Annotated in this window: 21 protein-coding genes and 1 pseudogene; 15 read left to right on the top strand and 7 right to left on the bottom strand. The window is 40.6% G+C overall.

The features are described 5' to 3' along the window. Positions 1–68: 68 nt before the first annotated feature. From CWATDRAFT_RS05025 to CWATDRAFT_RS05035, 3 genes are read left to right on the top strand one after another with little or no spacing between them, the layout of a single operon-like run. Complete coding sequence (locus CWATDRAFT_RS05025) at positions 69–4,706, top strand: glutamate synthase-related protein (protein WP_042711192.1); 4,638 nt, start codon at positions 69–71, stop codon at positions 4,704–4,706. A 56-nt stretch (positions 4,707–4,762) separates the two neighbouring features. Next, positions 4,763–4,957, top strand: a complete 195-nt coding sequence (locus tag CWATDRAFT_RS05030; RefSeq protein WP_007303983.1) for a type II toxin-antitoxin system HicA family toxin — start codon at positions 4,763–4,765, stop codon at positions 4,955–4,957. Continuing rightward, a complete protein-coding gene (locus CWATDRAFT_RS05035) occupies positions 4,954–5,163 on the top strand; it encodes a type II toxin-antitoxin system HicB family antitoxin (RefSeq protein WP_007303984.1) in 210 nt (69 codons plus the stop codon). Before CWATDRAFT_RS05030 ends, CWATDRAFT_RS05035 begins: the two co-directional genes overlap by 4 nt. Before the next feature lie 22 nt (positions 5,164–5,185). Here CWATDRAFT_RS05035 and CWATDRAFT_RS05040 read toward each other — a convergent pair whose 3' ends face one another. Next, a complete protein-coding gene (locus tag CWATDRAFT_RS05040; RefSeq protein ID WP_007303985.1) occupies positions 5,186–5,986 on the bottom strand; it encodes a hypothetical protein in 801 nt (266 codons plus the stop codon). Between the two features lie 275 nt (positions 5,987–6,261). Between CWATDRAFT_RS05040 and CWATDRAFT_RS32935 the strand changes: the two genes are divergently transcribed. Then, positions 6,262–6,411, top strand: coding sequence for a BrnT family toxin (locus CWATDRAFT_RS32935; RefSeq protein WP_007309458.1), 150 nt, complete (start codon positions 6,262–6,264; stop codon positions 6,409–6,411). A gap of 38 nt (positions 6,412–6,449) precedes the next feature. On the opposite strand, the gene CWATDRAFT_RS05045 is transcribed toward CWATDRAFT_RS32935, so the two are convergent. Together CWATDRAFT_RS05045 and CWATDRAFT_RS05050 are read right to left on the bottom strand one after the other, a co-directional pair. Then, positions 6,450–6,725, bottom strand: coding sequence for a helix-turn-helix domain-containing protein (locus tag CWATDRAFT_RS05045; protein WP_007303986.1), 276 nt, complete (start codon positions 6,723–6,725; stop codon positions 6,450–6,452). Continuing rightward, a complete protein-coding gene (locus CWATDRAFT_RS05050; RefSeq protein WP_232287011.1) occupies positions 6,718–7,104 on the bottom strand; it encodes a type II toxin-antitoxin system RelE/ParE family toxin in 387 nt (128 codons plus the stop codon). Before CWATDRAFT_RS05050 ends, CWATDRAFT_RS05045 begins: the two co-directional genes overlap by 8 nt. Before the next feature lie 50 nt (positions 7,105–7,154). Here CWATDRAFT_RS05050 and CWATDRAFT_RS05055 point away from each other — a divergent pair, with 50 nt between their 5' ends. Beyond that, positions 7,155–8,000, top strand: coding sequence for a hypothetical protein (locus CWATDRAFT_RS05055; protein ID WP_007303987.1), 846 nt, complete (start codon positions 7,155–7,157; stop codon positions 7,998–8,000). A gap of 137 nt (positions 8,001–8,137) precedes the next feature. After that, positions 8,138–8,347, top strand: coding sequence for a type II toxin-antitoxin system HicB family antitoxin (locus tag CWATDRAFT_RS05060; RefSeq protein WP_007303988.1), 210 nt, complete (start codon positions 8,138–8,140; stop codon positions 8,345–8,347). 21 nt (positions 8,348–8,368) lie between these two features. Here the strand turns inward: CWATDRAFT_RS05060 and CWATDRAFT_RS05065 are convergent, their stop codons facing one another. Both CWATDRAFT_RS05065 and CWATDRAFT_RS05070 read right to left on the bottom strand, forming a co-directional pair. Next, complete coding sequence (locus CWATDRAFT_RS05065) at positions 8,369–8,629, bottom strand: type II toxin-antitoxin system RelE family toxin (RefSeq protein ID WP_007303989.1); 261 nt, start codon at positions 8,627–8,629, stop codon at positions 8,369–8,371. Next, a complete protein-coding gene (locus CWATDRAFT_RS05070; RefSeq protein ID WP_007309461.1) occupies positions 8,622–8,852 on the bottom strand; it encodes a hypothetical protein in 231 nt (76 codons plus the stop codon). Before CWATDRAFT_RS05070 ends, CWATDRAFT_RS05065 begins: the two co-directional genes overlap by 8 nt. A gap of 12 nt (positions 8,853–8,864) precedes the next feature. Here CWATDRAFT_RS05070 and CWATDRAFT_RS37015 point away from each other — a divergent pair, with 12 nt between their 5' ends. Beyond that, the gene (locus CWATDRAFT_RS37015) at positions 8,865–9,008 is read left to right on the top strand and encodes a hypothetical protein (protein ID WP_007309462.1); all 144 of its coding nucleotides are present in this window, start codon (positions 8,865–8,867) and stop codon (positions 9,006–9,008) included. 265 nt (positions 9,009–9,273) lie between these two features. Next, positions 9,274–10,626 (top strand): glutathione-disulfide reductase, encoded by a 1,353-nt coding sequence (gene gorA, locus CWATDRAFT_RS05080; RefSeq protein WP_007303990.1) that lies wholly within the window; start codon positions 9,274–9,276, stop codon positions 10,624–10,626. A gap of 199 nt (positions 10,627–10,825) precedes the next feature. Here gorA and CWATDRAFT_RS05085 read toward each other — a convergent pair whose 3' ends face one another. Next, positions 10,826–11,281: an NUDIX hydrolase gene (locus CWATDRAFT_RS05085; RefSeq protein ID WP_007303991.1), complete on the bottom strand. Its 456-nt coding sequence runs from the start codon at positions 11,279–11,281 to the stop codon at positions 10,826–10,828. A 725-nt stretch (positions 11,282–12,006) separates the two neighbouring features. Here CWATDRAFT_RS05085 and crtR point away from each other — a divergent pair. Further along, a complete protein-coding gene (crtR, locus tag CWATDRAFT_RS05090) occupies positions 12,007–12,900 on the top strand; it encodes a beta-carotene hydroxylase (RefSeq protein WP_007303992.1) in 894 nt (297 codons plus the stop codon). A gap of 482 nt (positions 12,901–13,382) precedes the next feature. Here the strand turns inward: crtR and CWATDRAFT_RS05095 are convergent, their stop codons facing one another. Further along, the gene (locus CWATDRAFT_RS05095; protein ID WP_007303993.1) at positions 13,383–13,595 is read right to left on the bottom strand and encodes a DUF2839 domain-containing protein; all 213 of its coding nucleotides are present in this window, start codon (positions 13,593–13,595) and stop codon (positions 13,383–13,385) included. 250 nt (positions 13,596–13,845) lie between these two features. Between CWATDRAFT_RS05095 and CWATDRAFT_RS05100 the strand changes: the two genes are divergently transcribed. From CWATDRAFT_RS05100 to tkt, 6 genes and pseudogenes are all read left to right on the top strand, one after another. After that, positions 13,846–15,633 carry a two-component system response regulator gene (locus CWATDRAFT_RS05100; RefSeq protein ID WP_007303994.1) on the top strand — a complete coding sequence of 596 codons (1,788 nt, stop codon included), beginning with the start codon at positions 13,846–13,848 and terminating at the stop codon, positions 15,631–15,633. A gap of 166 nt (positions 15,634–15,799) precedes the next feature. Then, the gene (locus CWATDRAFT_RS05105; RefSeq protein WP_232287012.1) at positions 15,800–16,939 is read left to right on the top strand and encodes a hypothetical protein; all 1,140 of its coding nucleotides are present in this window, start codon (positions 15,800–15,802) and stop codon (positions 16,937–16,939) included. Between the two features lie 140 nt (positions 16,940–17,079). Then, positions 17,080–17,679, top strand: a complete 600-nt coding sequence (locus CWATDRAFT_RS05110) for a hypothetical protein (protein ID WP_007303996.1) — start codon at positions 17,080–17,082, stop codon at positions 17,677–17,679. A 250-nt stretch (positions 17,680–17,929) separates the two neighbouring features. Continuing rightward, positions 17,930–19,789: a biosynthetic-type acetolactate synthase large subunit gene (gene ilvB, locus CWATDRAFT_RS05115; RefSeq protein WP_007303997.1), complete on the top strand. Its 1,860-nt coding sequence runs from the start codon at positions 17,930–17,932 to the stop codon at positions 19,787–19,789. A gap of 150 nt (positions 19,790–19,939) precedes the next feature. Further along, entirely contained in the window at positions 19,940–20,395 is a 456-nt protein-coding gene (locus CWATDRAFT_RS05120; RefSeq protein WP_081450916.1) for an IS200/IS605 family accessory protein TnpB-related protein, read from the top strand. 187 nt (positions 20,396–20,582) lie between these two features. Continuing rightward, positions 20,583–22,593, top strand: a pseudogene (tkt, locus tag CWATDRAFT_RS05125) (transketolase). The last annotated feature ends 259 nt before the right edge of the window (positions 22,594–22,852 follow it).

Here is a 22,852-nt window from a genome sequence, read left to right on the forward strand (position 1 = left end):
TGATAACTAACTCGCTTGAGCAACCTCGTTACCCTTAAACTTTGACTCGTATGGATGAGCGCACCATAATGAATATGAACCAAAATACCCCTAACCAACCCAACGTAACCTACATGGGAATACCCTCCCTCGTTGAAGAAAGAGACGCTTGTGGAGTAGGATTTATAGCAGATGTAAAAGGGAAAGGGAGTCATAAACTGATCCAACAAACCCTAACTGCGTTAAGCTGTATGGAACATCGGGGCGGTTGTAGTGCCGATAATGACTCAGGAGATGGCTCGGGTGTGATGACAGCTATCCCCCGTGAATTATTATCCCCCTGGTTTTCTGAAAAAGGCTTAACTATGCCTCCCGTGGAACAGTTAGGGGTGGGGATGGTATTCTTGCCTCAAGATAGCAGTAACAGAGAAGAAGATCGATCGCACGTTGAAAGCGTGGTTAAGGATGCAAACTTAACGGTTTTAGGATGGCGTGAAGTTCCTGTTAACCCTGATATTTTGGGAGTTCAAGCAAAAGAAAATCAACCCCGTATCGAACAAATAATGGTAACTTCTCCCGATGGTTTATCCGGGGATGAGTTGGATCGGGTATTATATATTGTGCGATCGCAGATCGGTAAACGGTTAGCAGATAATTTTTATATTTGCTCCTTCAGTTGTCGTACCATTGTTTATAAAGGTATGGTACGCAGCGAAGTATTAGGAGAATTTTATCAAGATTTAAGCGATCCTAACTATATTAGTCGCTTTGCTGTCTATCATCGGCGGTTTAGTACCAATACTATGCCTAAATGGCCCCTGGCTCAACCCATGCGTTTATTGGGTCATAATGGAGAAATTAATACCCTCATCGGTAATATTAACTCCATGGCCACCAGAGAGGTTAAGTTAAACGCACCAGGGTGGAAACCAGAGGAACTTACAGCATTAACCCCCATTGTTAACACAGCTAACAGTGACTCCTATAACTTAGATAGTGCCTTAGAATTATTAGTAAGAACCGGTTGCAGTCCCTTAGAAGCGGCCATGATCCTAGTGCCGGAAGCCTACAAAAATCAGCTTAATCTTAGAGATTACCCCGAAATTACCGATTTTTATGACTATTATAGCGGGTTCCAAGAACCTTGGGACGGTCCAGCTTTACTGGCATTTAGCGATGGTAAAATGGTGGGTGCTTGTTTGGATCGTAATGGGTTACGGCCGGCACGGTATTGTATTACCAAAGATGATTATGTGGTAGTGGGATCAGAAGCAGGAGTGGTAGACCTTCCAGCAGCAGATATTATAGAAAAGGGTAAACTGGGGCCAGGACAAACCATTGCAGTTGACTTAACCAGCCAAGAAGTGTTAAAAAATTGGCAGATTAAACAACGTATCGCTAAAAAACATCCTTACGGGGAATGGTTGCAAACCCATCGTCAACAACTAACCCATGAAACCTTTTCTCATACCCTTCTCTTAAACGACGCAAAACAACTCCTACAACAACAAACAGCTTTTGGTTACACAGCAGAAGATTTAGACATGATCGTGGTTCCCATGGCCATCCAAGGAAAAGAACCAACTTTCTGTATGGGGGATGATATTCCCTTAGCTGTCTTATCAGATAAACCTCATCTACTCTACGACTACTTTAAACAACGGTTTGCTCAAGTTACTAACCCTCCTATTGATCCTCTACGGGAAAGTTTAGTCATGTCTTTGGAGATGTTATTGGGGTCAAAAGGTAACTTACTAGATCCCCAAGCAGAAGATGCTAAACTGATCAAAATAGATAGTCCTGTTCTCAACGAAACGGAACTACAACGGATCAAAAATGCTGACTTTAATACCACTGAGTTATCTACACTGTTTGATATCACCTCAGGCCCAGACGGTTTAAAAGTTGCTTTAGAAAAACTCTGCCAACAAGCAACCGAAGCAGTAGAAAAAGGTGCCAAAATACTGATCTTAAGCGATCGCGTAGGGGCGAACGGCCGTTCGACCCTAGAGGGAAATATCAACGAAACCAGCAGTTATATTCCTCCCCTATTAGCAGTGGGAACCGTACACCATCATTTAATTAAACAAGGGTTACGCTTAGAAACATCTTTAGTGGTAGATACGGCCCAATGTTGGAGTACCCATCATTTTGCCTGTTTAGTAGGTTACGGGGCCTCTGCTGTATGTCCTTACCTCACCCTAGAAACCATCCGTCAATCAAATAAACTAGAAGATATCAGCATCCCAAAAGCGTTAGACAACTATCGTCATGCAGTAGAAGCAGGGTTACTAAAAATTCTCTCGAAAATGGGAATATCCCTGTTAGCTTCCTATCATGGGGCCCAAATATTTGAAGCGATCGGCCTGGGGATGGAGTTGGTAGATACGGCCTTTAAAGGGACAACCAGTCGTGTGGGTGGTTTAAATATCGCCGAACTTGCTCAAGAAGTTATTACAGTTCATAGTAAAGCCTTCCCCAACTTAACAGATAAGAGACTGACAAACTACGGTTTCATTAACTCCCGTTCTAAGGGAGAATACCACATGAACACCCCAAAAATGTCAAAACATCTCCATAAGGCGGTTAAAGCTTATAAAATTGGGCAAAATGGGGCTAATAAAGAGGCTTATGATCATTACGAACACTATAAAAAATACCTCGAAGAACGTCCTGTGACGGCCTTGAGGGATCTCTTAGACTTTAACCCCGATCGCCCTTCTATTGCTTTGGAAGAAGTCGAACCAGTAGAAGACATCGTTAAACGCTTCTGTACCGGTGGTATGTCCTTGGGTGCATTATCCAGAGAAGCACACGAGACTTTAGCGATCGCCATGAACCGTCTAGGAGGTAAGTCTAACTCAGGAGAAGGAGGAGAAGATCCCACCCGTTTTAATGTTCTCTCAGATGTGGACTCAGAGGGACATTCTCCCACATTTCCCCATCTTAACGGTCTCAGAAACGGTGATAGCGTTAGTTCTGCCATTAAACAGATCGCCTCGGGACGGTTTGGGGTAACACCAGAATATCTGATGAATGGTAAACAGTTAGAGATCAAAATGGCCCAAGGGGCAAAACCAGGAGAAGGGGGACAGTTACCCGGCAAAAAAGTTAGTCCCTATATCGCCATGTTACGCCGTTCTAAAGCAGGTGTTACCCTCATTTCTCCCCCTCCTCACCACGATATCTACTCTATCGAAGACTTAGCCCAGTTAATCTTTGACTTGCACCAAATTAACCCTAGTGCTAAGGTATCGGTTAAATTAGTAGCCGAGATCGGCATCGGAACCATCGCTGCAGGTGTGGCCAAAGCTAACGCAGACATTATCCAAATATCTGGTCACGACGGTGGTACAGGTGCATCCCCCTTGAGTTCTATTAAACACGCAGGTTGTCCTTGGGAACTAGGGGTAACAGAAGTGCATCGGATGTTGATGGAAAATAAATTACGCGATCGGGTTATTTTACGGGCTGACGGTGGCTTAAAAACAGGTTGGGACGTGATCATGGCTGCTTTGATGGGTGCGGAACAATACGGTTTCGGTTCCATTGCTATGATCGCCGAAGGTTGTATTATGGCCCGTATATGTCACACCAACCAATGTCCCGTTGGGGTAGCGACTCAGATGGAAAGGTTGCGTGAACGGTTTACCGGTATTCCTGAAAATGTAGTTAACTTCTTCTATTTTATTGCCGAAGAAGTCCGCTCAATTTTAGCAAAATTAGGTTATCGTTCTTTAGATGAGGTTGTAGGCCGTACTGATCTCCTGAAAATGCGCTCAGAGGTCAATTTAACTAAGACTCAGTCCCTTAACCTAGACTGTCTCTTGAACCTTCCCGATGTGAAAAGCGATCGCAGTTGGTTAAACCACCAAGATGTTCACAGCAACGGTCCCGTATTGGATGATCAGTTATTGGCCGATGCAGCTATTAGTTCCGCCATCAACACTCACGGAACCATAGCAAAAAATGTGAAAATTGTCAACACCGATCGCACAGTTGGGGCGCGTATTTCTGGGGTATTAGCCAAGAAATACGGCAATACCGGCTTTTCTGGGGAGTTAACCTTTAACTTTACCGGTGCTGCTGGTCAAAGCTTTGCTGCTTTTAACCTTCCTGGGATGATCATGCACCTAGAAGGGGAAGCAAACGACTATGTATGCAAAGGAATGCACGGAGGGGAGGTAGTTATCGTTCCCCCCAAAAATTCTATATTTGAGGCAGCAGATAACGTTATCGTCGGTAATACCTGCCTTTACGGGTCAACTGGCGGTGTTTTATACGCCAATGGCCGCGCTGGTGAACGGTTTGGGGTGCGTAACTCTATGGGTAAAGCGGTTATTGAAGGAGCAGGGGATCACTGTTGTGAATACATGACCGGTGGTGTTATCGTTGTCCTCGGTTCCGTTGGCCGTAATGTGGGTGCAGGAATGACCGGAGGGATCGGTTATTTCTTGGATGAAGATTACAGTTTCCCCGAAAAAGTTAACCCCGAAAATGTTGATATTCAACATATATGTACCGAAGCAGGGGAGGCACAATTAAAAGAATTAATTGAGGCTCATTTTGAACGCACTGGCAGTAAAAAAGCAGAACATATCCTCAATAACTGGGGAGAATATGTGAGCAAATTCTGGCAAGTAGTTCCCCCATCCGAGGCAAACAGCCCTGAAACGAACCCTAACCCAGTTATGATTGAGGAAAAGACCTTAACCCCTGCTAAATAATTAACTCGTAGGGTGGGCATTGCCCACCTTACTTTTTACTTCAATCAAATACTGTAATGAAAGTTAAAGAGGTATTAAAACGACTCAAAGCAGATGGATGGTATCAAGTAAGAATGCGAGGTAGTCATCGAATTTTAGCCCATCCTGACAAATCGGGCATTGTTGTCGTTCCAGGAAAATTAAGTAATGATATTCCTATTGGAACTTTATCAGCTATTTGGAAACAGGCAAAATTAGGAGATGAAAAATGAAACAGTATGCAGTGATTTATGAAAAAGGTGAAACCAATTGGGGGGCAATTGTTCCCGATTTACCAGGATGTGTTAGTATCGGTGATAGTTTAGAAGAAGTACAAGAAAATGTTAAAGAAGCGATCGCACTTTATTTAGAAGTTTTAGCAGAAAGAGGTGAAAAAATACCTGAACCTTCGACAAAAGTAGGATTAGTTAATGTTTAAGTTGATTTTTTTTATAATTAATTTATTGTTCTACTAATGTCTTGATATAGTCACTAATCAAATTTTGTCTAATAATAATGAATTTTTCATATTCATTATTTAATCCCATTTCAAAAGCTTCTCTATTAATAAAATTAGTTTCCAAAATATCGTATGTTTTGTCTCCTAAAAGTTGTTGAATCTGCTGAAAGTATAGTGATGGAGCTTTATCTGAAATACTTCTGTTATTAGATAAGCTGGTCATACAAACGTTCGTGTGTAGGTTAGCCTTTCTTTTTATTACACCTATTTGGCTCAAAAAATTCTTTGGAAATATATGATGATATTCGTTTTTATTAATAATGGCTAAAGTTTCTATTGTATTTATTGGATTTCCATCAAGTAAACTTCTTGGTTTCTTAGATGCTAAAATTAACGCGAATGTCTTACTTGCTGCACTTTTAAATGAGAACTGACTGTTAAGAAAATTATGGTAATTAACAGTTTTATTAATAGTAATATATTCAAGATAACCAGTTTCTGCATATTTTTTCATATTATTAACACTTTGCCTCATGAGAGTATAATTTGAACTACCAAAATAACTTGTTAAGCTAGTTATCCAAAACCATCGTTTTAAGGAATCTCGCTGTTCAATAGTTGGTTTTGGGCAAACATCGAAAAATATAACCAACAAAGTAAGTTGTAAATTATAGGGTAGGTATGCTTTAGAACTTAATGGTAATTCATTCGTTAAAAAATCTACTGCTAACTTATAACTTTCTTGACATTTATTTATTGCTAATTTTAAATCTTTTGAATCAAGAGTTCTTAATTTATCCAAATCCTCTTTTAAAATTCCGAAACCAGCACAAGTAGATATATTATTAAGAATATCTCTATCGGAGACTCCATCAAAATTTTTAGCTTCTATTGATTCACGTATATTTTCTAATCCACTATTTAGATGAAAATCTTCATTTTAAATTATATCATCACTTGTTACGCTAATGCGATCGCCGATATTGTAGGGTGCGTTAATGAAATGTAACGCACCGTCTTAAGAAGATTGTTGTTGAGGGATCTTGTGGGGTAAACAAATGGATATAATTAATAATTATGGAATTTGAATGGAACCCAGACAAGGCTATTAGGAATATCCAAAAACATAATATTTCTTTCACAGAAGCAGCCACCGTTTTTAATGATCCTTTATCTCTTACCTATCCAGTTATGGTTGAGGAAAAGACCTTAACCCCTGCTAAATAATTAACTCGTAGGCCGATGCACTGCCCACCTTACTTTTTTCATCTTATTTCTAAGATCAGTTCTTTACCTAAAGCTTTAATATACTTTTCAAGAGTAACAATATCTACCGATTGTATATTATTTTCTATTTCAAAAACTGTTGCCTGATCGCAGTTTAGTTGTTGTGCTATTTCTTCTATTGTTATACCAGATTTCTCTCTAGTTTGTGCTAATATAAACCCTAATTTAAAACTAAGATAACCAGATTCAAAATTGTCGGAAAAGTCACAATCCTTTTGTTTTCTTTCCGTAATATACTTCTCAAGATCACTCATTATTTAATCTCCTGTTTAGATAATCTCGTTTTCTCTGTTGTGCTAAATTGATTTCTTGTAAAGGGGTTTTTTGAGTCTTTTTAGTAAATCCATTAGTTAAGATGAATACATTATTTTCAACAAAAAAGCCAAGTAGCCGAAATATATTGTTACCAACTTGAATCCTTACCTCCCATATATCATCAGTATTTACTAATTTTTTTAGATATTGACTCGGTATCATATCTAATTCCTGAATTAATCGTAACACCCAAAGCACTTTTTGCGCTTGTTTTCCAGATAGAGAATCTAAAAAATCAACTACGGGAGTTGATCCTGTTTCTGTACGATAAAAAATTATTTCTCTCATATAATAATCTCTCTTTGCATAAATTTCCAAACCGTGGGGTTGATCCCATAGTGTTGAATTAAAAATGGAGACAAACTCTTATGACAACAGCTAAAAGTAAACAAATTACCATTGGTGGTATTCCTGTCTCAGTTTATCTGGTGACTGATGAAGGAGAATATCGGTGGTCAATGCGTCAAGCTAGTAGAGCGGTAGGTTATGGTGATTCTTGGTTAAGAGACACATTACGTGCTGAGAGTAATGCACTGGTTCGATTGAAAGAATACGGTTTTGAGAACGATATTATTGAGGTTGCTGGACGAGGATTTATTGAAACTCACTTAATATCAACGAGAGATTTCATGTCCATTGTGCTATACGCTGCTTTAATAGGTGGAAAAAAACAAGCAGCGGCCTTGTTAGTCGCTTCAATGCAAGAAACATTAGAACGACGTGCTGATTATGCTTTCGGGATAATTAGAGACGAAGATGAATATATTCAGAAGTTTGAATATCGTTATGCGTCTATTATTCTCAATAAAACCTTGCGTGAAGCTATTGGTGACTGGATTCAAGACTCTGATAAAACAACAATTGATGATTACATCAAAGAGCATAGATTAAGAGGTGGACAAAGAGCAATTTATACTCGAACTTTAGGAGAAATTTATCAAGTTATTTTTGGAAAATATAAAAAAGAAATTAATAGAGATTTAGATGTTGCTGAATATAGAACTCCTAAAGACTCTGTTCATGTAACTCAATTACAGAGAATTGCTCAAATTGAAGATTTAGCGGCTAAATATATTGCACGTAGAGTATTAAAGCCAATTGAGGCTGTTCGAGAAGCAGCAGAAGTTTTAATGATTGATATCGAACAACCCAAATTAGGCGATCGAGTCACCAGAACCGATGTACATAAAGTTTTAAAAGCTAAAAGTAGTTAGTGCGATCGCTGATCTTGTAGGGTGCGTTAATGAAATGTAACGCACCGTCTTAAGAAGATTATTGTTGAGGGATCTTGTGGGGTAAACAAATGGATAAGAAGATACATAATCTTTGACCTCCTAATAATTAACAAAAAATGAAACAGTACGCAGTGATTTACGAAAAAGGTGAAACTAATTGGGGGGCAATTGTTCCCGATTTACCAGGATGTGTTAGTATTGGTGATACCTTGAAAGAAGTACAAGAAAATGTTAAAGAAGCGATAAAACTGTATTTAGAAGTTTTAGCAGAAAGAGGTGATAAAATTCCTGAACCTTCGATAAAAGTAGGATTGGTTAATGTTTAAAAAGAAAACCTAATATAACTCTTACTGATAAACTTGACCACGAGATGCTATTAAGAGAATAGTAATAATACCTTGAGAATCATCAATAGTATAAATTATGCGCCAATTACCGAGTCGATAACGAAAACGTCCAGATAACTTTCCTTTAAGTGGTTTAATATTAGGATGTTGATAAGGATTTTGAGAAAGTTGATCAAAACAACGATTTAATCGAGACGCTAAAGACTGATCAGCTTGTTCATAAAATCGCTGTGCTTTACGAGTTAAGATTAAATCATACATTGCGACGAATAGCCTTAAATGACACTAAATCTCCTGTTGCTGCTTGTTCTTCTGCTTCTCTTAAATCATTTTCAAAACCAACAATATTTAATAATTCTTCCGTTGCTTCATTATCTTCTCTTTCTACTAAATAAGACAAAAAATCAGCAGCAACTAACAGTTTTTCTTCTGATAGTTGATTAATATAGGACTGAACTTGCTCACGAATTCCTAAATCACTCATAAATAAAGCATAATGTATTTCGATAAGATTATATCATACATTACAATTCTTCTCTCAGATATTAACACCCATTGGCAGACCATTGCCCCTATTCTAATAATTCGTAATGAAGAAGAATATGATCAAGCTGTGGAAAGATTAAACGCTTTAATTTAAGTAATATTAATCATCATTGATAAATATCAAAATAAAAAACAAAAAAATAGAATCTCTATCAATGGCACTAACAAGAATGCCAAGAAGCGATAAAATATAAAAATAGAAGATACAAAGCACAACCATAGCAGGACAAAAATTAGTGAGGATATTTTTTGTCTGCTTAATTCTCATTCCGAGGTAACGAGGAATGTCATTAACATCAAACACCATCATGGCTAGTGCTGTAAAAAAAAGAAGCAAAAACTAGGAGATTTGTATTATCATGAGTTATGATTTCGATCTGTTTGTCATTGGTGGGGGTTCAGGGGGTATTGCCACCGCTAGACGTGCTGCAGAATACGGCGCAAAAGTCGGTTTAGCCGAATATAATCGCTTAGGCGGAACCTGCGTTAATGTAGGATGTGTTCCAAAAAAATTGATGGTGTATACTTCCCATTTTTCCGCACAGTTTCAAGAGTCTCAAGGGTACGGTTGGAGTCCGGTTAAAAGTACCTTAGATTGGTCAAAAATGATCACCGCAGTTAACGAAGAAACCCAACGTCTTAATGGTATTTATCTGCGGATGTTAGATAACTCCAAAGTAAAACTTTATCGGGACTATGCTAAACTACTTGACCCCCATACCATCGAAGTAGGAAATAGTAAAATTACCGCAGATAAAATCTTAATTGCAGTGGGAGGACATCCCGTCAGGCCAGACATACCAGGGATCGAAAATACCATTATTTCTGACCAAATGTTTACCTTAGCTGAACAACCAAAACGGATGGTAATCTGGGGCGGTGGTTATATTGGGGTAGAATTTGCCTGTATAATGCGAGGCTTAGGATCAGATGTAATTCAAGTTATTCGTCGGGATAAAATTCTCAGGGGTTTTGATGAAGATATCCGTAGCACCATTCAAGAATCTATGGAAAATCATGGTATAAAAATCCTTAAAAATTGTACCATTACCGCCATCGAAAAAACATCCCAAGGGTTAAAAATTGCCGTTCAAGGTGATCAAAATAATGAGATGGTTTTAGTCGATACCATTGGTTTAGCAGCCACGGGACGTAAACCTAGTTTAGATAATTTAGGCATAGAAAATACTGCGGTTGAAGTTAACAATGGGGCGATCGCTGTTGATCAATATGGTTGCACCGCTCAAGACAATATCTATGCAGTGGGAGACTGTACCGATCGCATTAATTTAACCCCCGTGGCCATCAATGAAGGGCGGGCTTTTGCTGATACCCATTTTGGCGGAAAATCCCGTGTCATGAGCTACGAAAACGTTCCCTCTGCTGTGTTTAGTACCCCGGAAGCAGCTACCGTCGGGTTAACGGAAGAAGAGGCCAAACAACAGTACGGAGAAGACGCAATTAAAGTCTATCGTAGTAAGTTCCGTCCCATGTACTACGTTTTACCAGGAAAAGAAGAAAAAACCCTGATGAAATTGATCGTTCACCAAGAGAGCGAAAAAGTATTAGGGGCCCACATGGTAGGTGACTATGCAGCAGAAATAATTCAAGGAGTGGCGATCGCTGTGAAAATGGGAGCCAAAAAATCGGATTTTGATGCAACCGTTGGTATTCATCCCACCTCAGCAGAAGAGTTCGTTACTATGCGTTAATACTGGTCCCAGGAAAATTATTTGTTGACATAGGGATAAGGGAGACTGGGGGAGACTGGGGGACACCGGAGACTGGGGGAGACTGGGGAGATGGGGGAGCAGAATATTAATATTGCTTCTAGTCTTCCCACCCTTCCCTGTTACTGAGCGAAGTCGAAGTACACTTCCCACTCCCCACCCTCCCTATTTCATCAACTTTTCACGCTAACACGGTTAACCCCTGTAAATAATCATTTAACTGGCGATCGTGATCGTGACAAAGGTTTCCTAATGGTAAATCATCGGGCAAAAATGCTTTAACTCCCATTACTTCTAAAGGATCTTTTATAGAAAACTCCCCTTTAACTTCCGCTTCCATCAAAATAGAAATTGAGTGAATTCTGGGGTCACGATCCATAGACGAATAAACCCCGACTAACCGCCGAATATTTAATAATTCTAATCCTGTTTCTTCCTTTAATTCTCGTTTAGCTGTGGTAATGACATCTTCTCCCCAGTCAACAATACCCCCTGGTAGTCCCCATTGTCCTGTATCCTTTCTTTGAATCAAAACAATACTCCCATCAGGAAGCACCGGAATAATCGTAGCACCCGTAATAGGATGACGGAATATAATCCCCATTACAGTCTTAATATATCGCCACACTTGACCCATATGAATAATCTCCCTCCTTAAAGCTTAATCAAGAAGTTTGGAGAGACTATCATCAACCTATTCCGTTTCATAGACCAACCTCTAAAGTGACACTCCTCCCGACGCTGATCCAGTAGGTACAGCGCGGGCTTCCCTACCTCACGACAGGGCGTTACTGTTTCATCGGTCTTTTCTAGATACACAAATGTTGCCATTCACATATCCCAGTCCAGATACCTCCACAGTCAGCACCACCGACTATCCATCGGCTGCAATGTATCGAGTTTTTATCCAGAAAGACTTTTCTACCCGTTTCCAGTTTCCGAGCATTGTTGATTGTCTGGGGCAATCTAGGGACGCTTATCTCCACTGGCTAGAGCGATGGGGTTCGCCCTTTAAGTTTTTAGCCTGTTTCCAGGTGTCGATTAGACTTATTCCATCTTACTTTTGGCTGGCTTGTTTGTCAATTTTCGTGGCATCGAACCACTCAAGTGGAGGACATCTCACGATGGCGAAGCGTCTTCGCCATCGTGAGATGTCCGTGACCCGCCTTTCATCCCGACGCTGACTTCGTACAGCGCGGGGCTACGGGCGCGGTAAACTAAACTTTAACCTTGAGTCTTCGTAATCTAACTTCCATTTTTACATAAGATGAGATAATGTTACAAATCTTTACTAAATAGTCGGTTATCGTGTAGACTGGTCAAAGACTAAAAATAATATTTATTAAGGAGCAAGAAACAGCCATGCAGTCGGCACAGACGCTGCCAAGAGTACCCAGAGAGTATCTTAAACCCCCAGGAGGGTTAAATCCGAACGTGGTAATGTTTTTTACCGCTTTATCCCTCATTGGTTGTTCAATCAGTGGTTATTGGTTATGGCAGTGGCCTGACTGGATCTGTTTTTTCTGTAGTGTTCTTGCCCTACATATGTCAGGTACAGTGATCCATGATGCTTCTCATAATTCTGCTCATAGCAACCGAATTATTAATGCTATTTTAGGCCATGGAAGTGCTTTGATGTTAGGCTTTGCCTTCCCAGTATTTACACGGGTGCATTTACAACATCATGCTCACGTCAACGATCCCGATAATGATCCCGATCATTTCGTTTCCACTGGTGGACCCTTATGGATGATAGCAGCGCGCTTTTTTTATCACGAAATTTTCTTTTTTAAGCGTCGCTTGTGGAAAAAGTACGAACTCTTAGAATGGTTTTTGAGTCGTTTATTCCTATTTACTGTGGTTTTTTTGGGTATTCATTACGAATTTATCGGTTTTGTCATGAATTTCTGGTTTGTTCCTGCTTTAGTGGTGGGAGTTGCTTTAGGATTATTCTTTGATTATTTACCCCATCGACCTTTTAAAGAACGCGATCGCTGGAAAAATGCGAGGGTTTATCCCAGCGCTATTCTCAATATCTTAATTTTTGGACAAAACTATCATTTAATTCATCATCTCTGGCCCTCTATTCCTTGGTATAAGTATAAACCAGCTTATCATGCTACTAGACCTTTATTAGATGCTAAAGGATGTGATCAATCTTTGGGTTTATTGCAAGGAAAAAATCTCTGGAGTTTCCTCTATGATGTCTTTTTGGGAATTCGTTTCCATGACAATCATCATAAAAAATCCCTATGAATTATCTGGCCCATTTACTATTAACAGTACCCGTGACAATGGGGTTAATTGCCGAGAGCCGTATGAAGTGAAAGTTTCATGTACGGTTCGGAATGGGAGTTGTGGTAGGTGACTACCACTTCGACCCCTTCGTGCGACCCACCCGAACTTTGGATTGACAGACAGCCTAACATCAAAGCAAAGTAGCAATACTTTCGGCGCAGAAACATTGTCAGATCGGGAAAAGAAATTACTGAAGAATCAAAAAGTCGGCAGCAATAGCGTAAGTCAAAACAGTGATTTGTCGAAGAACAATTTATACTCCTTGGGACACAGGGAGTCTGCCTCTGTACAGTGAAAACTGTACGACAGTTAGTACCACTTTTGTGAGTAAAACCTGCGGAGGGAACGTAAGACCAAAACAAAACTTGTTTTGTGGAGGCTGGTCCCGTTGAAAGAGGAAGCCCCGTATGAAGCGTAGCGAAATACGTGGGTATGTCACCTTATTGAAGATTCCACCAGCCAAAAGTGGGGCCAATAAAACGAACTGTTACCCAGAGAGCGACCATAATCCCAATACCAAACCAGGCCCCTCGTGTAGTCCATTGATAGAAATCATCAGCTTGAACCTTTGAAATAGGAACCCAAGGCAAAATACGTTCCTCTTGACCGTACTGTTCTCCTAAAGCGTTTTTACGGCGTTTGGCTTCACCCATCTTTCATCCTACAACTCGTCATGATCCTATAATAACCTTTGAGGGGCTTTTAACTGTAGGCAGTAATCTATGATAATTTAGTATTATCTCTGACGTAAGGACACATTGCATAAGATCACTACCTAAGTTTCTAAAAGCGGTTTCGGGTGAACATTTGCCTAAGAAATCATATAATTGAATCAAAGTAATAAACAGTTTCAAAATTAAGTTTGACTATTGTAAAAGTGTAATAGGAAAATGAGCTTTATTCATGATTAATGTTCATGGCTCTCAGTTTATAGCCAATATTCTAATTGTTGATGATAAACCAGCTAATCTGCGGATTCTATCCACCATTTTAACCAAGGCTGGTCATAAAGTAAGGGCTGTTACCAGTGGGAATATGGCACTAATCACGGCTAAAACCATGCCCCCCGATATCATCCTCTTAGATGTCAAAATGCCCGACATTGATGGTTATCAAGTTTGTCAAAAACTCAAACAGTTCCCCGAAACCGCCGAGATACCTATCATTTTTCTTAGTGCCTTACAAGATGTAGAAAACAAGGTAAAAGCCTTTGAAGCAGGAGGGGTCGACTATATTATCAAACCCTTCCAGTTTGAGGAAGTTCTCGCTAGGGTATCAATTCATATCAGCCTAAAACACGCCCATAATCAACTGCAAAAACTGAACAAAGAACTAGAAAAAAGAGTTAAAGAACGTACTGCTGACTTGAAACAAATTCAGGAAAAACTGTCTTTTCATGCCCGTCAAGACACTTTAACCCATTTAGTTAATCGTTCCGTATTTTTGGAACGGATTGATCTCGCCCTAAAAAGATTTCACGAAGAAGAAGATTATCTTTTTGCAGTTTTCGTTATTGATCTCGATCGCTTTAAAATGATTAATGATAGCGACGGTCATCAGGTGGGGGATCTCTTATTAGTTGAAGTTAGTCGTATCTTAGAAAGTTTAGTAAGTCAAGCCGATACCGTAGCCCGAGTAGGAGGGGACGAATTTGCCATTCTTCTCGATCCTATCCGTGATGTGAACGAAGCCCTTAAACTAGCCCAAAATATAAAAGAAGCCTTGACTACTTCCTTTTTTATCCAAGGACGACAAGTCTTCATCAGTTCTAGCATTGGCTTAACATTTAGTGAGAGCAGTTATAACTCTGCCCTAGAAATTCTGCGCGATGCTGATATTGCTATGGGAAAAGCGAAACAAAAAGGGAGAGGAAAATATGAGATTTTCAATCAAGAAATGCACACCCAAGCTTTAAATTTATTAACCTTAGAAACGGATTTAAGATACGGTATCGAGAAACAAGAATTTGAAGTTTATTATCAACCAATTATGAACTTAAACCCGATAAAATTAGTTGGTTTTGAAGCCTTAATTCGTTGGCAACATCCCGACAAAGGGTTTATTTCCCCTGGGGAGTTCATTCCTGTTGCCGAAAACACGGGGTTGATTATTCCCATCGGCAAAATTGTCTTAGAAAAAGTGTGTCAGCAAATCCAAACCTGGAAAAAAAAGTTTCAGCAAATAACTATTTTAAAAATAGCTGTTAACTTGTCCAGTAAACAGTTTAAAAATGCTTATATTCTTCAAGAAATTGACGAAGTGATGGAAAGAACAGGGTTGACCTCTAACAATTTAAAACTAGAGATTACTGAAACATCTCTAATTGACCATTCCCAAGAAACCATCAAGTTATTAAAACAGTTAAAACAACGAAATTTAGAAATTTGTCTCGATGATTTTGGGACAGGTTATTCTTCTTTGAGTTATCTCCATCGTTTTCCCGTTGATACCTTAAAAATTGATCGTTCTTTCATTAATTGTATAGGTCAACCGGAAGAAAATTTAGAGATTATTCAGTCAATTATTCATTTAGCTCATAATTTAGGGATGAATGTAGTAGCAGAAGGAATCGAGACTGAAGAACAACTAATCTATCTACAAAAACTAAATTGTGATTTTGGTCAAGGATACCTATTTAATCGTCCTTTAACTGCTCAAGAAACTGAAAATTTATTGAGAGATGGTTGTTGAAAAGCTCCCCACTGAATAACTGATAACTGATAACTGATAACTGATAACTGATATAGTCAGAGATATTGCCATCATAGGAGAGTCAATAGTGTTTGGGTTAAATCAGCGATCGCCATTGATCACGTTTCTGTCGAGTTTAGTATTAATTGTCCTTCTCAGTTGGGGTTTGATCGGGTGCAGCGATGGCCTAGAAGCATTTTCCCAGGATCAAGAAACCTCTAAGCTTACCGTCACCACCAGTAAATTAACAGAAGTTGCCCCACCAACGGTTATCCAAGAACTGAAAGAGATTTTAGCCCAATATCATCCTCAAGTGGCTATTATTAGTCCCAAACCTCAGCAAATGTTCTCAGAAACCTCGGTTCCTGTACAACTAGAGGTTAAAGATTATCCCCTCTTCAAAGACGAAAAATTAGGACTTGGACCAAATTTACATTTGTTTGTGGATAATAAACCCTATCAGACAGTTTATAACGTTGATGAACCCATTATTTTAGAAGATTTAAGCCCAGGAACCCATACTATCAGAGTATTTGCCTCTCGTCCCTGGCACGAAAGTTTTAAAAACGAAGGGGCCTACGCAGAAACAACATTTAGTGTTTTTACAGAAACAGAAGATAACTCTCCCTCCGCCTCTCTTCCTCTACTAACCTATAGTCAGCCTCAAGGCAGTTACGGAGCCGAACCAATCATGTTAGATTTTTATCTAACCAATGCCCCCTTACATCTTGTGGCACAAAGCGATCCCAATGATGATATTGTAGATTGGCGCATCAAAGCCACTATTAACGGGGAAAACTTCTTAATTGATACCTGGCAACCCATCTATTTACAAGGGTTTGAACCTGGAGAAAATTGGGTTCAGTTAGAATTTATCGATGAACAAGGACAAGAAGTTAGTAACACCTTCAATGATACGGTTAGAGTAATTACCTATGAACCATTAGGAGAGGATACCCTCTCGCAACTGTTACGAGGAGAACTTTCCCTAGACATGGCTCGTTCTATTGTTGATCCCAATTATGTCTATACTTTAGAGCCATTACCCAGTGAAGAAGAGACACCTTCTGAAACAATAGAAGAAATCATCGAAAACGAAACAGAACCTCAAGAATCTGTTGAAATAATCGAAATAGAAACAGAAACTCAAGAATCTGCTGAAACTATGGAAATGGAAGAAAAAGCTCTTGATACTGTTGAAACCATCGAACCAGAAGCACAAAATCTTGAGTCTGAGATGGAAACAGTAACCCAACCGATGGCAGAAGAAGAAAGGGACCTAGGAGATATTACCCTGGATGATTGAGAATGGTCTGGCCAGAAAAAATAAAAGGATAGTTAAAATTCCTAGCATTTCCTAGGGAACTAAATTATCCTGAAAGGTGTCAAAAGACAATTTACTCAATACAGTTTACCCAATTAGGTTGGAGTGAGGTCATCGTGTTTATGAAACACTCACATATGTTAGCAGGGTTAGCTCTTGGCTTATCCCTATTAGGAATGTCTCCTGCTCAAGCAGAACCCGCGCAAAAAGAAGTTCTCATCAGTCAATTAGCTGGTCACGAATTAGAAGATCCCATCGACGTTTATCGTCAAGACTGGTTAGACTTCAAATTTAATGAATATATCATCGGTCGTATTCGTGGCGTTACCGGAGATGTAGCACAAATCCAAATCATTTCTGCTGGCATCAGCCAAGATGCTCACGTCAGAGTAACTCATGACCTAGGTTTCACCACCGGAGAACGGGATGTTTGGAAAGTGACCGCTGCAATGCCTCATTTATGGCCCAATTTGGTGGCTGGTTCCGACGTGATCATGAAAGTGGTTGATGGTGAATTCGTTATCATCGGAGACAAGCGTTCCTACTACCGCGCACAGCAAACTTATGCTCGTCCCTATTGGGTATCTCGTTTAGATTTACGGGAAGTACCCGAAGTAGTACGGACAAATATCAGTTGGGAACGTCCTGACGTAAGTTTACCTCCTATGCCCGAAAATACAGTTGAAATTGCCCCTGCTGAACCTGTTCCTGGTATGTGGTAAGGTTAGTGTAATAAGTTAGAGAATTTAGTGACAAGAGCAAAAATTAATTATTGGTAAAATAAAGGCGATACTCACAAAAAACTTGTTAGTATCGCCTTTATTTCGCATTTGGCACTACCTTCCCAACAACATTAATAAAACATCCACCCTTTATACCTTTTGGGTTTTTTCTTGAAGGGGATGGGGGAGGATGTGCGATCGCGACTAAAATAGAACATATAGACAGAAATTAAGTGAGGCGGTTTGCCCTGTGGTTTCTTCAATAGCAAAAATAACTCCATTCTTAGCAGAAACTCCCCAACGCTGTACAGGGGCTTACGCCCTCATAGATAGCCTAGTTCGTCACGGCGTTAAACACATTTTTGGCTATCCCGGGGGAGCCATTCTCCCCATTTATGACGAATTATACCGAGCCGAAGCCAGGGGAGAGCTTCAACATTTCTTAGTACGTCACGAACAAGGTGCGTCCCACGCGGCCGACGGTTATGCTCGGGCCACTGGTAAAGTGGGAGTATGTTTCGGGACCTCTGGGCCTGGGGCAACAAATTTAGTAACAGGGATCGCTACAGCACATCTCGATTCTATCCCGATGGTGGTAGTAACCGGACAGGTGGGAAGAGCGGCCATTGGCAGCGATGCGTTCCAAGAAACGGATATTTTTGGCATTACTCTACCCATAGTCAAACATTCCTACGTGGTACGCTACGCCCAAGATATGGCTGGGATCGTGGCTGAAGCTTTCCATATCGCCAGTACCGGACGGCCTGGCCCTGTGTTGATCGATGTGCCGAAAGATGTGGGACTCGAAGAATGCGACTATATCCCTGTTGAACCGGGACAGGTTAAATTACCTGGGTATCATCCCACGGTAAAAGGAAACCCCCGTCAAGTTAATGGGGCCTTATCTTTAATCGAAACTTCACAACGTCCCTTACTCTATGTGGGAGGTGGGGCGATCGCCGCCAATGCTCACGTACAAATACAAGAATTTGCCGAACGTTTTCAAATACCCGTAACCACGACGTTAATGGGACTTGGCTCCTTTGATGAGCATCATCCCCTATCCGTGGGAATGTTGGGAATGCACGGCACCGCTTACGCTAACTTTGCGGTGAGTGAGTGCGATCTGTTGATCGCTGTGGGAGCGAGATTTGACGATCGCGTAACCGGAAAATTAGATGAGTTTGCCTCCCGTGCGCGAGTGATCCATATCGATATCGATCCGGCGGAAGTGGGTAAAAACCGAAGACCTGATGTTCCCATTGTGGGAGATGTAGCTCAGGTACTCGAACAGTTATTACAGCGATCGCGAGAGATCGATGTTCCCCTAGATCCTCAGAAAACCGAAGCTTGGTTACATCGCATTAACCGTTGGCGCCAACAATATCCCCTGGTTGCCCCCCATTATGACGGTACCATATCCCCCCAAGAAGTAATCGCGGAAATTGCTCAACAAGCACCTCACGCTTACTACACAACGGATGTGGGACAACATCAAATGTGGGCCGCCCAATTCTTAAATAACGGGCCCCGTCGTTGGATTTCTAGCGCAGGGTTAGGAACCATGGGTTATGGAATGCCGGCAGCCATGGGGGCTAAAGTTGCTTTACCAGAAGAAGAGGTAATCTGTATTAGTGGTGATGCTAGTTTTCAGATGAATCTGCAAGAGTTGGCTACTTTATCTCAGTATGGGATCGCAGCGAAAACCGTGATTATTAATAACGGTTGGCAGGGAATGGTGCGTCAATGGCAACAAGCCTTTTTCGGTGAGCGTTACTCCTCGTCTAATATGCAGTCAGGAATGCCCGATTTTGAACTGTTGGCTAAAGCTTTCGGGATCAAGGGTATAACGGTTACAGAGCATTCTCAATTGTCTGGTGCGATCGCTGAAATGTTAGCCCATGACGGTCCTGTGTTGATGGATGTTCATGTGAAAAAGGATGAAAATTGTTATCCTATGGTTGCTCCTGGGAAAAGTAATGCCCAAATGTTGGGACTTCCTGAGTTAAAACCGACAATTTTTATGAAGGAATTAACCCGTTGTACTTCCTGTGGTGTGGATAACCCTGTAACTAACAAGTTTTGTCCTGAATGTGGCGCAAAAGTTTAATTTGTGGGGAAACAGAGGAAAAAGTTAATGTTCTCTGTTTCTCCTTATTTTTTAACAAAATTATTGGCAGAAGTCCCCACCTATAAATTTCCTTATATCCAACTCAGGTGTCTCTAAGTAGTATCATAAACATTCAACAGAAATATAGTCATAAAAGCATCTCGTTTGATTATTAATACTCTCATTAATCAGAAAATAGGAACTCTGATTATTGGTCATAATCCTGGCTGGAAACAGAAAGTTAACTTAGGGAAAAGAAACAATCAAAATTTTGTATTTATTCCCTATAATAAGCTCATAGAAATGTTATCTTATAAAGCAGAAATGGTGGGTATTAAGGTAATTATTACTGAAGAATCTTATACATCGAAAGCTTCGTTTCTGGATAATGATCCTATTCCTGTGTATCAGAAAGGTAAAAAAAATCAAGTAACTTTTTCTGGGAAAAGAGTAAATAGAGGTTTGTATCGCACTGGCAAAAGAAAATTAATCAACGCCGATGTTAACGGTTCGTTGAATATCATGAGAAAAGCAGTCCCAAATGCCTTTAGCTATGGGATAGAGGGTGTTGTAGTTCACCCAGTCAGGGTAATACCTGCAAAATAAGGATATGTCATATTTGACTATATTTTTATGAACTATATATTAAGTTATCAGAAAATTATTACAGTCCATCTTCCCATCGTTACCCAAGAGTGGGATGATAAAGACAAACCTTGGGGCAAATTACAGACCAGGAGTTGCCCACTCCACACTGATTGTTGTCTTATCGTAGTTTATTGCAAGAAAAATTATGGTTGCTGCCACCCAGTCACTTCAAGAACTGTGCATTAATTCTATTCGTTTTTTAGCGGTTGACGCTGTAGAAAAAGCTAAATCAGGACACCCCGGACTGCCTATGGGTGCGGCTCCGATGGCTTATGTCCTCTGGGATAAGTTTATGCGGTTTAACCCCAAAAACCCCAAATGGTTTAACCGCGATCGCTTCATCTTATCTGCGGGTCATGGCTGTATGTTACAGTACGCCTTACTCTATTTGACCGGTTACGATAGTGTCACCATCGAAGACATTAAACAGTTCCGTCAATGGGGATCAAAAACCCCTGGACACCCAGAAAACTTTGAAACCGAAGGGGTAGAAGTTACCACCGGTCCTTTGGGACAAGGGATCGCTAATGGAGTAGGTTTAGCCCTAGCAGAAGCCCATTTAGCAGCTACCTTTAACAAACCAGATGCTACCATCGTTGATCACTACACCTATGTTATTTTAGGGGATGGTTGCAACATGGAAGGTGTGGCCGGTGAAGCTTGTTCTATTGCTGGACACTGGGGTTTAGGTAAACTGATCGCTCTTTATGACGATAACCACATCTCTATCGATGGTTCTACAGATGTGGCGTTTACCGAAGATGTGTCCAAACGCTTTGAAGCTTACGGTTGGCACACTATCCATGTGCCAAATGGTAACACCGATTTAGATGCTATTGCTAAGGCCATCGAAGAGGCGAAAAAAGTCACCGATAAGCCTACCATGATCAAAGTTACCACCACCATCGGTTATGGGTTCTCCCAACAAACAAGACACCGCCGGTGTTCACGGTGCTGCTTTGGGTGCAGATGAAGTGGCTTTAACCCGTAAAAACTTGGGATGGGACTATGAACCCTTCGATATCCCCCAAGATGTGCTTAAGGCAATGAATAAGGCTGAACAGGGTGCTAGTTACGAAGCTGAATGGAACCAAGCTTTTGCAGCTTACAAGGCTAAATATCCCACCGAAGCTGCTGAGTTTGAACGTTATTTAAGTGGTCAACTTCCCGATGGTTGGGATAAGGACTTACCTACCTTCACCCCCGATGATGACGGACAACCTACTCGGAAACATTCCGCTGCTATCCTCAACATCTTAGCTCCTGTTGTACCTGAGTTAATCGGTGGTTCGGCGGATTTAACCCACTCTAACTTAACGGAATTAAAAGTTTCTGGGGACTTCCAAAAAGGAGCCTATGCTAACCGTAACGTCCACTTTGGAGTGCGTGAGCATGGTATGGGTGCTATCTGTAACGGAATGTCTTTACATAATTCTGGTTTAATTCCTTATGGTGCTACTTTCTTGATATTTACCGATTATATGCGGGCTTCTATCCGTTTATCGGCTTTGTCTCAAGTAGGAGCTATCTGGGTTATGACTCACGACTCCATTGGACAAGGGGAAGATGGTCCGACTCACCAACCTGTAGAGGTTTTGGCTTCTTTACGGGCTATTCCTGATTTAACTGTTTTTCGTCCTGCTGATGGCAATGAGTGTTCTGGAGCCTATAAAGTGGCGGTTGAGAAGGCCAAAGCTCATGCACCTAGTTTATTAGCCTTTACCCGTCAGAAAGTGCCTAACCTCCCTGGAACTTCTATGGAAGGAGTGGCTAAGGGTGCTTATACTATTGTTGACTGTGATGGAACTCCTGATATTATCCTCATGGGAACCGGTTCAGAAGTCAGTCTATGTGTGGCTGCTGCTGAAAAATTAACCGGCGAAGGGAAGAAAGTTCGCGTGGTTTCTATGCCTTCTTGGGAGTTATTTGAAGCGCAAGACGAAGCTTATAAAGAGTCTGTTTTCCCCAAAGCTGTAACTAAGCGTTTATCTGTGGAAGCTGGTGTTAGCTTTGGTTGGTCAAAATACGTTGGACCCGAAGGCTACAGCGTCAGTATTGACACTTTTGGTGCTTCTGCTCCTGGTGGAACCTGTATGGAAAAATTCGGCTTTAGTGTTGATAATGTTTTGGCTAAGGCAAAAGCTGTTTTAGGTTAATTAATTCCTAATTCCTGTTATTAATCAATCAAAGCCCTCTGAAAGTTTAGGGGGTTTTTTCTTGTTCATTTTGCCATTTGTTATGATTTTCGATACCAGGGACATTCCTAATACCCTCTGAATAACAACTGTTCATTATTGATGGTTGAACTTGGAAGGACAAATAAAAAGAATTGGGGGAGGTTCATATGGGAAAAATTCCTCCCCTCAACGCTTGAACAGGTGCCGAGTTACAATGACTCTGGATGTTTTTTCTTTG

This window comes from Crocosphaera watsonii WH 8501 (assembly GCF_000167195.1).
Lineage (GTDB): Bacteria > Cyanobacteriota > Cyanobacteriia > Cyanobacteriales > Microcystaceae > Crocosphaera > Crocosphaera watsonii.

Excerpts from the sequence above, each read along its gene's own strand:
- CWATDRAFT_RS05025 (WP_042711192.1), top strand. The coding sequence starts at position 69 with ATGAATATGAACCAAAATACCCCTAACCAACCCAACGTAACCTACATG.
- CWATDRAFT_RS05030 (WP_007303983.1), top strand. The coding sequence starts at position 4,763 with ATGAAAGTTAAAGAGGTATTAAAACGACTCAAAGCAGATGGATGGTAT.
- CWATDRAFT_RS05035 (WP_007303984.1), top strand. The coding sequence starts at position 4,954 with ATGAAACAGTATGCAGTGATTTATGAAAAAGGTGAAACCAATTGGGGG.
- CWATDRAFT_RS32935 (WP_007309458.1), top strand. The coding sequence starts at position 6,262 with ATGGAATTTGAATGGAACCCAGACAAGGCTATTAGGAATATCCAAAAA.
- CWATDRAFT_RS05045 (WP_007303986.1), bottom strand. The coding sequence starts at position 6,725 with ATGAGTGATCTTGAGAAGTATATTACGGAAAGAAAACAAAAGGATTGT.
- CWATDRAFT_RS05055 (WP_007303987.1), top strand. The coding sequence starts at position 7,155 with ATGACAACAGCTAAAAGTAAACAAATTACCATTGGTGGTATTCCTGTC.
- CWATDRAFT_RS05060 (WP_007303988.1), top strand. The coding sequence starts at position 8,138 with ATGAAACAGTACGCAGTGATTTACGAAAAAGGTGAAACTAATTGGGGG.
- CWATDRAFT_RS05065 (WP_007303989.1), bottom strand. The coding sequence starts at position 8,629 with ATGTATGATTTAATCTTAACTCGTAAAGCACAGCGATTTTATGAACAA.
- CWATDRAFT_RS05070 (WP_007309461.1), bottom strand. The coding sequence starts at position 8,852 with ATGAGTGATTTAGGAATTCGTGAGCAAGTTCAGTCCTATATTAATCAA.
- CWATDRAFT_RS37015 (WP_007309462.1), top strand. The coding sequence starts at position 8,865 with ATGTATTTCGATAAGATTATATCATACATTACAATTCTTCTCTCAGAT.
- gorA (WP_007303990.1), top strand. The coding sequence starts at position 9,274 with ATGAGTTATGATTTCGATCTGTTTGTCATTGGTGGGGGTTCAGGGGGT.
- CWATDRAFT_RS05085 (WP_007303991.1), bottom strand. The coding sequence starts at position 11,281 with ATGGGTCAAGTGTGGCGATATATTAAGACTGTAATGGGGATTATATTC.
- crtR (WP_007303992.1), top strand. The coding sequence starts at position 12,007 with ATGCAGTCGGCACAGACGCTGCCAAGAGTACCCAGAGAGTATCTTAAA.
- CWATDRAFT_RS05095 (WP_007303993.1), bottom strand. The coding sequence starts at position 13,595 with ATGGGTGAAGCCAAACGCCGTAAAAACGCTTTAGGAGAACAGTACGGT.
- CWATDRAFT_RS05100 (WP_007303994.1), top strand. The coding sequence starts at position 13,846 with ATGATTAATGTTCATGGCTCTCAGTTTATAGCCAATATTCTAATTGTT.
- CWATDRAFT_RS05110 (WP_007303996.1), top strand. The coding sequence starts at position 17,080 with ATGAAACACTCACATATGTTAGCAGGGTTAGCTCTTGGCTTATCCCTA.